This is a genomic window from Fibrella aquatilis, assembly GCF_017353255.1.
Classification (GTDB): domain Bacteria; phylum Bacteroidota; class Bacteroidia; order Cytophagales; family Spirosomataceae; genus Fibrella; species Fibrella aquatilis.
On record NZ_JAFMYU010000007.1, the window covers coordinates 253,000 to 267,271 of the forward strand.

The window sequence follows — 14,272 nt, forward strand, 5'->3', positions numbered from 1 at the left end:
GGTAAGTGCCGCCTCGACGGTCATAAGGCCAGAAACACGACGGATATGACTGCACTTCGCTCCAAGATACTGATTATTTTATTGTTAATCAGTGGGTTAGCATACGCCCAAACGCGTCCGCCGCTCGAACGGCTCGTCTCGCTCAACCTGCGCAACGAGCCGCTGGAACAGGCCCTGGCGGCCATTAGCCAAGCAGGGCAGTTTAATTTTTCGTACAACCCGGCCCTGCTGGCGCAACGCCCGCCTGTAACGCTTCGGGTCAGTAACCTGCCCGTACGCGAGGTCTTGGGACAGTTGTTTGGCGGCAGTGTGCGCGTGCGGGTTCGGGGTAATCATGTGATCCTGCTCAAGGCTGATGAACCCGCCCAACCGAAAGATTTCATCCTCGACGGCTACATAATCGACCGCGAAACCGCCGACCGGATTGGGGCCGTAACGCTCTTTGAACGTACCTCGCTACGGTCGGCGGTGTCAAATGGCTACGGTTATTACCGGCTTAAACTCCCGACGGCTCTGCCAACTATACGGCTGGAAGTGCGCCGCGAAACCTACGTCAACCGGTCACTGACGGTGTCGACCCGCCAAACCCAGCCCCTCAACATTTACCTCACCCTCGCCGCCCGCCGTGCCACGTTCGGCGACTCAATCCCGCGCTTGCCAGTCGTAGCGGGTCAGCTTCCAGTACCTACTACGCCGCTGCCCGATACGGCGCTGCTTCCGTTGGTGGCCACATACCCGGTCGCGTATGTACCCACCGGCTTAGACGAAGTAACAGTACCGCCTTCGTTTCTGGCCCGCACCCGCCGCCGCATGGGCCGGTGGGCATTGTCGGCCAAGCAACTCATCACCGACATAAACCTCGACCGCGACACCCTCTACCGAACCTGGCAGGTGAGCTTTTTGCCGACCCTTGGCAGCAACCGCGCCCTCGACGGTCGCATCATCAACGACTATTCGCTCAACATCCTGGTCGGTTATTCGCTGGGGGTGCGGAAACTGGAACTGGGCGGGCTATACAATATCGTGCGGCAGGATGTGCAGGGCGTACAACTGTCGGGCTTTGGTAACCTGGTTGGGGGCAACACGCGGGGTGTACAACTGGCCGGCTTCCTCAATACAAACCAGGGCAACGTGGCCCCCCTGCAAGCGGCAGGCTTTCTGAACCTTGTAGGCGGCAACGTGCGGGGCGTGCAACTGGCGGGTTTCCTGAACGTGGTCCGGCGCGACGTGCAGGGTGTGCAGGCGGCTGGCTTTACCAACATAGTGCCGGGCGATGTGGCAGGTGTGCAACTCGCGGGCTTCAGTAACCACGTAGCGGGTACGTTGCGCGGCTGGCAGGTCAGCGGGTTTCTCAACTATGCCGATACGGTGGCGCGTGGGGGGCAGTTGGGGTTCATCAACGTAGCCAATGTCTCGAAACGCGTGCCGATTGGCTTTTTCAGCTACGTGAAGCAGGGCGGTTACCGCGACCTGAGCCTGTCGGCCAACGAGGTGACGACGCTGAACGTCAGCTTCCGCACGGGCGTGCGGCGGTTCTACAACATCTTCACGGTGGGCCTTAACCCGGCCACCAACGTCTGGAGTTTCGGCTATGGCCTGGGCACCCGCACCACCGAATTCCGGGGCTGGTCGCTGGCGCTTGAGGCGTCTGTGCATCAGCTCAACCGGGTGAACGAACCCGTGGCCGAAGAAAACCGGCTGCTGCGCCTTTCGCCACTGCTGACCAGGCAACTCGCCGGGCGACTATCCTTCTCGGTTGGCCCCACGCTCAACGCCTACCATCCTGATGACCGCGACCGCTCTGCCCTGCGCGGCATCACGCTCCCCGCCTTGCTCGTCTCCTCCGACTCGCCCGCCAACCCCCGCACCCAATGGACCGGCTGGCTCGGCTGGCAAGGCAACCTGGCCGTTCGGCTATGATTATAACAAGGCATCGAGGCATACCATCCTTTTTACGTATGAAAACAAGAACGCAACCCTATGTATTGCTCTTTCTGAGTTTATTCGCTTGCGAGAAGCAGCAAGATTTAATTGTAGACGCATCGTCTAAAGAAACTATTTTAAAAATCATTAATGCAGAAAAAGGCATTCAAAACTTGAATGCCTTATCATTTGCTGTAGTGAAAGGAAATCAGTTGCTATGGGCAGAGGCGCTTGGCAAGGCTACCCGTACAAAAGAAGCCAGTATTGATACGCGATTTCTGATCGCCAGTGTTTCTAAAACCGTCACGGCAGTTGCGGCTCTCAAATTAGCGGAAAACAAGCAGTTGGATTTAGACGCTGATATAAGCACTTATTTGCCGTTTCAAGTTCGGAATCCGCAATTTAGCCATGTACCCATCACAACAAGGATGCTACTGAATCACTCAAGTAGCATTTCCGACACAGGGTTTAATTCATTTGATTTCTACTGTTGGAATGAAGACTGCCCGACACCGCTGTCTACTTTTTTTCGAGATATATTCGATCCCGCCGGACAATTCTATCGCGTGAAGAAATTCGACAACTATTCGCCCGGAACAAAAGGAACGTATTCCAACATGGGTTTTGCTTTGTTGGGTTATCTCATTGAGCGAGTTGCCAGGCAACCTTTTGACGACTACTGCAAGCAACAAATTTTCGTGCCTTTAGGCATGTCAAAAACGGAGTGGCGGCTAAAAAATAGTCCCCTAACGGAGCTTGCCGTTACAGGCACGCCTACCATCAATTCATCAGAAGACCCATTCACCTTCATAGACTATCCAAATGGTGGTATACGAACTACGCCTACCGATTTGTCTAAATTTCAGCGGATGTTAATGAACGATGGTGTGTTCAACAACACGCAGATTCTGTCCAAGAGAACTGTAGACCTCATGAAAAAATACACCTTAACTATAAATAAGTTTGGCTTTAATCTTGATTTTGGATTAGGGATGTATTATTCAAACATTAAAGGAAAAATACTGTTTGGCCACGTTGGAAATGAGAGCGGAACCACGACATCTATGCAATTTGACCCAGAAAGCAAAATAGGCGTTATCGTGTTTACGAATTCCGATACCGCCAATCTTGATTTAATCATCTATTCACTATATAAATTTGCATCAGAAAAATGAAAACGCCACTGTTAATAATTTGCTTCGCTATAAGTTATTGCTGCGCATTTTCTCAGGAAGCAACGAAAGAAGGAACGCCATTAACTAAACGTTTTGGTTTTTCGGCAGGTTACTACGGGGATAAAGTAACAAATCACGGTTTGCTTTTTGGTGTAGAGAGATACCTGGCTACTACCGAGCATTATACTGTGATAAGTTCGGTTCAGTTAGCTGCCTTCGTTGCCGATCAAAATTTTACGGCTCTTTCTGTATTACCAAGAATCGGGCTGAGAAAAACGGCTAATTCTGGCTTGTTAGCTGAGGGTAGTATTGGCTTAGGGTACCTTCACAAATTTTATGCGTATACTGAATACGAAGTGGGTGGCCAAGGCCAATTAATAGCAAAACGAAAAGCAGCGCAGGCGTCGGTCATGCCATCTATTTGCCTAGGTATAGGGTATGATTTCAGACGTAAAACGAAGCTGCCCTTTTTGTATTTTTTGCGAGGCTCCGTTAACTATAATTATCCAAGTAAACAGCTTTTTTTTGAAGCGTCTTATGCCATTGAGACAGGCCTTACCTACGTACCTACAATTAAGATAGGCAAGCGGTAATACAACTAGCTGTCGATAACAACCGGTGAATAGGGGTCCTCACCTCCCCACCTGTCATAGCGGCAAACTAACTGCACGCTATGTCTTCTTCCTTTCTGTCGGCTCTGCTTGTGAGCCTGTTGCTGTCGGTGTCTGCCTGGGGGCAGGCGGGGTTTACGCAAACCATTCGCGGGTCGGTGGTGGATCAGGCGGTGCAAACGCCCATTCCGGGGGCAACGGTGGTGCTGCTGAGTGCCAACCCCGTGCGCGGCACCATGACCGAAGCCGACGGGTCGTTTCGGCTGACAAACGTACCCGTGGGGCGGCAAACGCTCAAGGTCTCGTTTGTGGGCTATAAAGAGGCCCTGCTCGCCAACGTCGTAGTCGATGCAGGCAAAGAACTCGTCCTCACCATTGCCCTGGAAGAGACCGTGGGGCAGTTGGCCGAGGTGGTCGTGCGGCCCACGCTCGAAAAAGACAAGCCCCTCAACGAACTCTCGACGGTATCGGCGCGGACGTTTTCGGTGGAAGAAACGCAACGGTTCGCCGCCGCCGTCAACGACCCTGCCCGTATGGCCACGGCCTATGCCGGGGTAGTTGGGGCCAACGACGGCAACAACATGATCGTGATCCGGGGCAACACGCCTAACGGCCTGCTGTGGCGCATGGAGGGCGTCGAGATTCCCAATCCCAATCATTTCGGCGGGGTGGGCATGGCGTCGGGCGGTATCTCGATTTTGAGTGCCCAACTGCTCGCCAACTCCGACTTCCTGACCGGAGCCTTCGCCGCTGAATACGGTAACGCGCTGTCGGGCGTGTTTGATCTGCGGCTGCGGCGGGGCAACAACCAAAAGGCCGAACGTACCCTGCAAGCAGGCGTACTGGGCCTCGACGTCTCGGCAGAGGGGCCGTTCAAAAAGGGTTATAAAGGGTCGTATCTGTTCAATTACCGCTACTCCACGCTATCGCTGCTCAGTAAGGCGGGGCTGGACGTGGGGCCGGGGCAGACAAACTTTCAAGATCTGTCGTTCAACGTCTATTTGCCCACCACCCGGCTGGGTACGTTCACGCTCTTCGGTTTCGGCGGGCTGAGCACACAAAACATCGATGCCAAGCGCGACTCGACCACCTGGACCGGCGAGTTCGACCGCTACGATCAGCGCTATACTGCCAACACCGGCGCGGCGGGCCTTGCCCACGCCCTCAACATCGGCCCGCGGACGTACCTGAAAACGGTGGCCCTGCTGTCGGGCTACGAAAACCGGTCGCGCACGGATTGGCTCTTGCCCACCTACGTACCGGAATTGCGGGCAGAAGAGGGATACGTGATCCGCAAAGGCATTTTGTCGACTACGCTCACCCACAAACTCAACGCCCAACACACGTTTCGGGCGGGGCTGATTGGCACGCAGATTGGCTATGAACTGGCCCGCAACGCTTGGGATGCCGAGCAACGGCGGCTCGTGCGCACGGTCAACGTCGCCAACCAACGTACCAGTACCCTACAAGCTTTCGCGCAGTGGAATTACCGCCCTACCGAAGTCCTGACCCTCAACGCCGGGCTGCACTACCTGCGGCTCGCCCTCAACGGCACCGCTGCTCTCGAACCGCGCGCGTCGGTGCGGTGGGCGTTTGGCGCGGGGCAGGCCTTCAGCTTCGGTTATGGCCTGCACAGCCAAACGCAAAACCCCGCCTCACTTTTCGCCAGCCGCCCGGTCGGCGACGGACTTGGAACGGACGTGCCCACACCACGAACCAATCAATCACTGGGGTTCACGCGGGCGCACCACTTCGTGCTGGCCTACGACCGCCGCCTTACTGACTACCTTCGCCTGAAAGTCGAGACCTATTATCAGTCGCTGTTCAACATCCCCATCAGTGCCGACTCGGCCTCGTCGTTTGCGCTCATCAATGACACCGACGGATTTTACTCGCGTCCGTTGGCCAGCACGGGCCGGGGTCGCAACTACGGGCTGGAACTGACGCTGGAGCAGTTTCTACACAACGGCCTGTATTTCATGCTGTCATCGTCGCTCTACCGGTCTGAGTACCAGGGTTCTGACCAAATCTGGCGACGCAGCCGTTTCGACGGGGGGCAAGCCACGAGCTTTCTGGCGGGCAAAGAGTTCGTGCTAAACGAGCGTAACACGCTGGGGATCAACATAAAAATGACTTATAACGGCGGCTTTCGCGAAACGCCCATCAACATACCCACGTCGCGGAAGCGGGGCGAAACGGTTCGGTTCGATAGCTTAGCGTTCACCAATAAACTGCCCGACTACTTCCGCACCGACGTTCGGTTTAGCTGGAAAAAGAACCGCCCCCGCAGCACCCGTACCCTCTCGCTCGACGTCCAGAACATAACGAACCGCCAAAACGTATTCGGCACCTGGTTCGACCCGCAGACCGGCAACACCCACACGTATTACCAAACGGGGTTGTTGCCCGTGCTGAGTTATAGAGTAGCGTTTTAAAGGTGTTGAAAACCTATATCTTGTATTGTTCTGATTCTGGCGCGAAGTTCGGGGGAGAAATCGACGACCGTTCGGTTTCTGTACTGTAGTAATGAATCGATTTGCGATTGGTATTGTCGTGCGCATCGGTGGGCTATTCCTGCTGGTCGGGCTAGCCACGTACTTATGGCTGATGCGGCAGGGGCTGATAACCCGCAGCACCATTGTGCCCACCCTCACCATGCCGTTACTGATCGTGACAGGGATCTTCCTGCTTTGGCTGGTAGCGAACCTTTACCAGTACGTAACGGGTATCAACCGCAAGCTAACGTTCTTCCTGGAGTCGGTGCGGTACTCCGACTTTGCCATCACCTTCAACGCCAACAACAGGCTGGGGCCGTCGTTTGCGCAGGTCAACCAGCAGTTTAACGAGGTGCTGGAAGCGTTTCGGCAGGCGCGGGCCGAGAAAGAAGCCAACCTCCAGTACCTCAACACCATTGTGCAGCACGTGAGCGTGGGCCTGCTCGCGTTCGACGCCTCCGGTCAGGTGGAACTGGTGAATCAGGCGGCGCTGAAGCTGCTAAACACCTACCGGCTGCGGCTACTGTCGGACCTCGAAGCGCAGCACCCCGACCTGCCCGCCCGGCTGACGGGGCCGGGGCGGCAGGCGGCCTTTGCCTACGCCGCCGGGCAGGGCAACGACCTGGCCATCCGCACCACCGACGTACGGTTGCGGGGGCGGCTGGTCACGCTGGCATCGCTGCAAAACATCCGGTCTGAGTTGCAGCAAAAGGAGGTCGATGCCTGGCAGAACCTGACCAAGGTACTGCGCCACGAAATCATGAACTCGGTCACGCCGCTGGTGTCGCTGACGGGCACGATGCAGGCCATTCTGGAACAGGACATCGCCCAAAACCTGCCCACAGAAGGCCCTAATGCCCCTATCCTGACCGAGGCCGTGGGTGATCTGCGCGATGCCCTGGCCACCATTGCACAACGCGGCGAGGGCATTATGCGCTTCGTAGATGCCTACCGCCATTTCACCACCATCCCCACACCCCGCCTGACCGACGTGCCCGTATCGGCCCTGATGCAGCGCGTGGCCGGACTGGTACGCCCCACCTTCGACGAGCAAAAGATTGACCTGCGCGTGACCCTGCCCGACACCCCGCGCACCATCCGCGCCGACGAAGCACAGGTGGAAATGATCTTGTTGAATCTGCTGAAAAATGCCCGCGAAGCCGTAGAGCGTACCCCCAGGCCGATCATCCACTTCGAGGCCCTCCCCGACGCGGCCCGCCTCACCATCCGTGTAGCAGACAATGGCCCCGGCATTGAACCCGAAGCCCTGGAGCAGATTTTCATCCCCTTTTTCACCACCAAAAAAACGGGTTCCGGCATTGGCCTCAGTCTCTCGCGCCAGATGATGCAACAGCAAGGCGGCCAACTCACCGTCGACACCACCGTGGGTGAAGGCACCGCATTTTGCCTGACTTTTTGAGGTTTTTTTGACTTGCCGCTTAAATTAGCCAGATTCGGGTAATCCTGGCAGTTGTATGGCACTTGCTACCCTCGAAACGACCCGTTCCGCCACCTCGGCCCTGCCTGCGAAGGCCTGGCTGGTGGTGGTGTTGCTGTGTGTGGTGGGGTGCCTGAACTACCTCGACCGGATCATGATCACCACCATGCGGACGTCGATTGTGGCCGATATGCCCATGACCGACGCCCAGTTTGGTTTGCTGACGTCGGTGTTTTTGTGGGTATATGGCGGGCTGAGTCCCCTGGCTGGGTTCATGGCCGACCGCTTCAACCGCAGTCGGGTCATTGTGGGTAGCCTGTTTGTGTGGTCGGTGGTGACCTGGCTCACGGCCTACGCTACTACGTTTCCCCAGTTGCTGGCCACGCGGGCACTCATGGGCATCAGCGAGGCCTGCTATATCCCCGCCGCCCTCGCCCTCATTGCCGATTACCACCGGGGCAGCACCCGGTCGCTGGCCACGGGCATCCACATGGCAGGCATTATGGCGGGGCAAAGCCTGGGTTTTCTAGGCGGCTACATAGCCGACCACTGGCACTGGAATACGGCCTTCAGCACACTGGGTGGCCTGGGCGTGGGCTATGCCGTTTTGCTGGCCCTGCTCCTGCGCGATGCCCCCCGCCAACTGGATTCACCCGAAGCACAAAAATTACCAGAGGCAGGCGAAATACATTTTGGGGCGGCCCTGAAAGACCTTTTCCGGCGACCTAAATTCTGGCTGGCGCTGAGTTTCTGGGGACTGCTGGGTGTGGCTAACTGGCTGGTGCTGGCGTGGTTACCGACCTATTTCAAAGAGCAGTTTTCGCTATCCCAAACGCAGGCGGGTATCTACGGCACGGCCTATTTCCACGCCGCCGCCCTCGTTGGCGTGCTCATTGGCGGGTTCTGGGCCGACCGCTGGAGCCGCACCAACATACGCGGGCGGATGCTGGTGCCTGCCATCGGTTTCTGCTTGGCCGCCCCGGCTATTTTTCTGGCGAGTAGTACAAGTCTGCTGGTCGCAGCCGTGGCGGGGTTCATGGTCTACGCCCTTACGCGCACCTTCGCCGATGCCAACATGATGCCCATCCTCTGCCAGATCACCGACCCGCGCTATCGAGCCACGGGCTATGGCATCCTGAACCTGTTTAGTTGTGTGGTGGGTGGCCTGGGCATCTACGCCGGGGGTAGCCTCCGCGACGGCCACGTGAACCTGAGCCTGCTTTTCCAACTAGCCTCTGTATTATTGGTCCTATGTGCGGTCTTGGTCTACGGTATCAAACCCGAAAAAACGGAACGTAGATAACAAGTTTTTTTGGACAGGATTATCAGGATTTCAGGATTTACGGGATTTTTTAAATCCGTTTTTGGGCGAGAAAAAGAAAATCCTGTTCATCCTGCCATCCTGATAATCCTGTCCAAAAAAACTTGTTATCTACGTTCCCTCTTACTCCGATATGCATCCTACTCGACGTACATTTTTTCAGCAACTGGCCCTGGCGGGTGGGGCGTTTTCGGCGTCCAGCCTGTTTGCGCAGGCGCACGGTGCCGCCTGGTCGGAGGCGGGTAACCGGCTGGCCCACCTGAGTCCGCAACAGGTAGCTGCCGATGAAGATTACTGGTACCAGATTCAGCAGGCGTACCCCGCATCGTCGTCTAACATTCTGATACTCAACAACGGCGGGGTGTCGCCTGCGCCGCTGGTGGTGCAACAGGCGCTGGACCGCTATAACGCCATGATCAATCAGGGGCCATCCTATTATATGTGGCGGCTGCTGGATCAGGGGCGCGAAGCCGTCCGCGACAAGCTGGCCCTGCTGGCAGGCACGTCGGCGGGGGAGATTGCGATTAACCGCAACGCCACCGAGGCGCTGCTGACGGTGATTTATGGGCTGAACCTACGGCGCGGCGACGAGGTCATTGGCACCTTGCAGGACTACCCCAACGTGGTGCAGGCGTGGCGGCAACGTGCTCAGCGCGAAGGGGTTGTGTACAAGCAGCTCAATTTCACGTTTCCGATTGAAGACGACGACGTCATTGTGCAGGCGTACGAAAAAGCCATTACGCCCGCCACCAAAGTCATCCACGTCACCCACGTCATCAACTGGATGGGGCAGATCATGCCGGTGCAGAAGATTTGCCAGATGGCCAAAAAACGGGGCATCGAGGTACTCGTGGATGGGGCGCATTCGTTTGGTTTACTGGACTTTACGATTCCCGAACTGGGCTGCGATTATTTTGGCACGAGCCTCCATAAGTTTTTGTCGGCACCCGTGGGTACAGGCATGTTGTGGATTAAAAAAGAGAAGATTGCGGGCATTTGGCCCCTGTTCTGCAACAGCAAACCGCAGGACGACGATATCCGTAAATTCGAGACCATCGGCACGCGCAGTTTCGCCATTGAGCAGGCCATTGGCGAGGCCCTGAACGTGCATAACGCCATTGGCACGAAGCGCAAAGAAGAGCGGGTACGTTACCTGAAAAACTACTGGGCCGAGCGCGTGCAGAAGGTGCCGGGCGTGCGGTTGCATACGTCTTTGAAAGCCCCGTTCTCCTGCGGCATCTGCGGCGTGAGCATCGACGGGATGACGATTGCCGAACTGGAAGGCCAACTGTTTGCCAACTACAAGATCAACACGTCGCCCACCAACTGGGAAAACATCAGCTGCGTCCGCATCACCCCCCACGTCTACACCTCCCCCGCCGACCTTGACCGGCTGGTAACCGCCATCACGCAGATTGCGGGTAAAAAACGGAAGTAAAGAGGGGTATTGGGCTGATAGACACGGATTTTTTTAGACAGGATTATCAGGATTGCAGGATGAACAGGATTTTCTTTTTCTCGCCCAAAAACGGATTTAAAAAATCCCGTAAATCCTGAAATCCTGATAATCCTGTCCAAAAAAATCTGTGTCTATCAGCCCAATCCCGCACCGGCGGACCGGCGTCATCCGCGTTCCGAAACTTTTATTCTATATGCCGCTCAGGATCAACATACTACAGACAAGTTACCTGCTGCTTCTGGCAGGGGTGATTGGTTGTACGACGGCCCTGAAACTCACCAAGCCTACTGCTGCAACGGAGCAGACTGCCGAGGTAGACACGGCCAGAACCCGGTTCAGCGGGGGAGATTTTGACGAGCACATCCGCAAAAGTGACCCGCGCACACCTGAGGCGGAGCAGGCTGGTTTTGTGCTGCCGCCGGGGTTCGAGATCAACCTGTTTGCGTCGGAACCGCTGATTGGCAAACCGCTGAATATGGCCTTCGATGCCAAAGGGCGGTTGTGGGTTTCGCAGTCGGGGGAATACCCGTTTGCGGCTAAGGCGGGCAAGGGCACCGACCGGATTTTGATCCTCGAAGACCGCAACCACGATGGCAAAGCCGATTCGGGTACCACCGTGCTCGACACGCTGAACATCCCCATCGGGCTGTTGCCTACCCACGACGGGCTGCTGGCCTTCAGCATTCCCAACCTCTACCGCTTCACCGACACCAACGGCGACGACAAACCCGACCAACGCCAGAAACTGCTGGGGCCGTTTGGCTATACCGACACCCACGGCATGGTCAACCACATCACGCGGGGGTTCGACGGCTGGATTCAGGCATGTCACGGCTTCACGAACCTATCGAAAGTACCGGGGGCAGACGGCGACACGGCCAAGCTGGAGTCGGGCAGTACGTTCCGATTTCGGATGGATGGTAGCCGGGCCGAACTCGTGACCAAAGGCCGGGTAAATCCGTTTGGTCTGGTGTATGACCGCTGGGGATATCTGTATTCGCCCGACAGCCATTCGTCGCCGCTAACGCAGTTGATTCGGGGGGCAGAGTACCCGCATTTCGGGCGTATTTCGGAAAGTATTGGCTTTGCCCCGGCTATGAAACCCCACGAACGCGAGGCTACGGCGCTGGCTGGCATTGCCCTGCCGTCGAGTCCGTTTTTCCCCGAAACGTACCGCAACAGTTTCTACGTCGGCGACGTGGTGAAGTGCCGGATTTACCGTAACTCGTTCACGTTCAACGGATCATCGCCGGTGGCAAAGAACGAGGGCGAGCTAATGCGAAGTGACGACCCCTGGTTCCGGCCCGTCGATATCGTGGAAGGGCCAGACGGTGCGCTCTACGTAGCTGACTTCTACAACCGCATCATTGGCCATTACGAAGTGCCACTCGACAACCCCGGCCGTGACCGGCAGCGGGGCCGTATCTGGCGGATTACGTATAAAGGTAAAGTTGACAAACTCGGCTACACCGACTGGACCAAGGCACCGGTTGCTGAGTTGATCAACGCGCTGGCCAAAGGTAACCTGCCCGTCAGGATGCTGGCGATGGATCAGCTTGTCAACCGCGTTGGGCCACCCGCCGTGGGTGCGTTACTCGCCGTGTCGGTCCGAAAAAACACCCCGCCGGATCAATATGTGCATAGTATGTGGGCGCTGAACCAGCTAAAAGCATTGCCTAAGGCCCTGCTGATGAATGCGTTGCACCATAAGCAGGCCCTTATCCGTACCCACGCCATGCGGGTCGTGCACGAATCGCCGGGGCGGTCGGATACGCTGCTGGCCGAGGCCCGGCTTGGGCTGGCGGACCCTAGCCCACACGTGCGGCGGGCGGCAGTGGAAGCTCTGACGGATTACCCCAGGCTGGAAACCATCCGGGCTCTGCTCGATTATCAGCCCACCATCGATTCGCTGGATACGCACCTGACTTACACCGTTCGCCTGGCTCTGCGGACTTTGCTTCGCAACAAACTGCTGGGTCAGGAGGTCGCCTCAGCAAGCTGGGCCACGGAACAACGGCAAGCCCTTGCCGGACCCATGAGCGGGGTGAATGAGGCCTACGCCGCGCAGTTTTTGTTTCAGACCGTGCAGCGTTTGCCCCTCACCAAAGCCGACGAGCTAACGTATCTGGGCCATGCCGCCCGGTTCCTGACCGACACCGAACGCGATGACCTGGTGCAGTTTGTGCGCGACAAATATGACGCTGACAAAAACGGGCAGTTCACCCTGTTTAAAAGTGTGCAGCAGGCCATTAAAAAGCAGGGGTCAGTGGTCAACGAGTCGGTGAAGGCGTGGGCTGTGGTGCTCGCGAAGCAACTGCTGGATAGCCCCCGGCTGGATGGCCCCCGGCCTGACTGGACGTTTCGGCTGGCGGAACCCACGTACCTGAAAGACAACCCTGTTTCGCTTACCCCGCCCCCCCAGAATATGGCCTTTGCGAAAGACCAGAAATTCCTGGGTTTCGACCTGGGGGGCTACAAAGGCGTGGTCAGATCGCCGGCGTTTATGGCTCCTAAGCAATTGGCGTTCAGTGTGGTATCTTTCAACGCCGTACGGAGCAGCGGACCCAAACACTTGGTGCGGCTGGTGTCGGCCACAGACACAACCCACCAACTAGCCTGTACGGAATTGGCCAGGGCCGACGAGTACCGCGCCGACGAAGTGACATGGGGGCTGGCCGCTCACGAAGGCGAACGGGTGTACCTGGAGCTTGTTGATCTCACGCCGGGCATTGTCCGCATCACCAACGTGCGGGGTACCGCCACGCCGATCCTGCCCATGGTGAGTCCCAAGGAGTTGGACGAGCAAAAACGCTTCGCGCTGGAGCTGGTGGGCGACTTTGGTATCACCACGCTGGAGCCACTGTTGCAGGCCACCCTGCCCAACCAATCGTTGCCTTATTATTTCCGGCTGGCAAGTGCCAAATCGCTGATGAAGCTGGCCCCCGTCCGCTACGCAAACTTGCTGAGCAGCTACATCGAAGACGAGCAGCAGCCGGTACCGTTCCGCATTCAACTGGCCACGATCCTCGGCGATACGCCGCGCCCGGAGATTGAGGCGGTGATGGAATCGGCCCTGAAACGTACCCACGGCGAGGTGCAGTTAGAGTTGCTTAAGTCGCTGGCGAGTTCGGCGATGGGGAAAGACCTGATCATGGCGCAGGTGACCACCGGCACGCTCTACACCCGCATGCTGGTGCAGCCCGGCATTCAGGACCGGCTGCTGCTTAACATCAGTCAGCCCCAAAAGGCCCGCTACGACCAGCTGACGGCCAACCTGTCACCCATCGACGAAGCGCGTGAAGTGTTGATTACGAGTCGGTTAGCGTCATTCTCTGCTTCAGGAGGCATAGCCGACAATGGCCGACAAGTCTTTGCCACTCACTGCGCCACCTGCCACCAGATCAACAGGGAAGGCGGCCTGATTGGCCCTCAACTCGACGGCATCGGTAGCTGGGGCAGCAAGGCTTTGGCCACCAAGATTCTGGACCCCAACCGCAATATTTCAGAGGCGTTTCGGATGTACACGATCAGGCTGAAGTCGGGCGAGGTGCGCACGGCCCTCTTCCGCCGCGACGACGCCCAGTCGATCACCTACGCCGACGTAATGGGTACCGAATTTGTGGTGCCCCGCAACGACATCGCCGATAGCCAGCCCTCCCGCCACACCCTCATGCCCAATCAGTTCGGGACGGTGTTGAACGAACAGGAGTTCAACGATCTGCTGAGTTATCTGCTGAAGGTGAAGTGAGGAGGCGTGCTTTTGAGTCGGTGTGTGGCTTCGCGCTGGTGGCCCTTCGACAAGCTCAGGGTGACAGGGAACTTGACTCAATTCAAAAACTTAAATCCATTT

8 protein-coding genes are annotated in these 14,272 nt (G+C 57.1%); all 8 read left to right on the forward strand.

The window, feature by feature from the left end:
* Positions 1-45: 45 nt before the first annotated feature.
* Positions 46-1,920, forward strand: coding sequence for an STN and carboxypeptidase regulatory-like domain-containing protein (locus J2I48_RS11595; RefSeq protein ID WP_207335603.1), 1,875 nt, complete (start codon positions 46-48; stop codon positions 1,918-1,920).
* A 38-nt stretch (positions 1,921-1,958) separates the two neighbouring features.
* Positions 1,959-3,098 (forward strand): serine hydrolase domain-containing protein, encoded by a 1,140-nt coding sequence (locus J2I48_RS11600; RefSeq protein WP_207335604.1) that lies wholly within the window; start codon positions 1,959-1,961, stop codon positions 3,096-3,098.
* Positions 3,095-3,691: a hypothetical protein gene (locus J2I48_RS11605; protein WP_207335605.1), complete on the forward strand. Its 597-nt coding sequence runs from the start codon at positions 3,095-3,097 to the stop codon at positions 3,689-3,691. Before J2I48_RS11600 ends, J2I48_RS11605 begins: the two co-directional genes overlap by 4 nt.
* An 80-nt stretch (positions 3,692-3,771) precedes the next feature.
* Positions 3,772-6,144: a TonB-dependent receptor gene (locus tag J2I48_RS11610; RefSeq protein WP_207335606.1), complete on the forward strand. Its 2,373-nt coding sequence runs from the start codon at positions 3,772-3,774 to the stop codon at positions 6,142-6,144.
* A gap of 91 nt (positions 6,145-6,235) precedes the next feature.
* Entirely contained in the window at positions 6,236-7,624 is a 1,389-nt protein-coding gene (locus J2I48_RS11615) for a sensor histidine kinase (protein ID WP_207335607.1), read from the forward strand.
* A gap of 55 nt (positions 7,625-7,679) precedes the next feature.
* Positions 7,680-8,945: a spinster family MFS transporter gene (locus tag J2I48_RS11620; RefSeq protein WP_207335608.1), complete on the forward strand. Its 1,266-nt coding sequence runs from the start codon at positions 7,680-7,682 to the stop codon at positions 8,943-8,945.
* Positions 8,946-9,096: 151 nt separating this feature from the next.
* Positions 9,097-10,401, forward strand: coding sequence for an aminotransferase class V-fold PLP-dependent enzyme (locus tag J2I48_RS11625; RefSeq protein ID WP_207335609.1), 1,305 nt, complete (start codon positions 9,097-9,099; stop codon positions 10,399-10,401).
* 214 nt (positions 10,402-10,615) lie between these two features.
* Positions 10,616-14,170 (forward strand): PVC-type heme-binding CxxCH protein, encoded by a 3,555-nt coding sequence (locus J2I48_RS11630; protein WP_207335610.1) that lies wholly within the window; start codon positions 10,616-10,618, stop codon positions 14,168-14,170.
* The last annotated feature ends 102 nt before the right edge of the window (positions 14,171-14,272 follow it).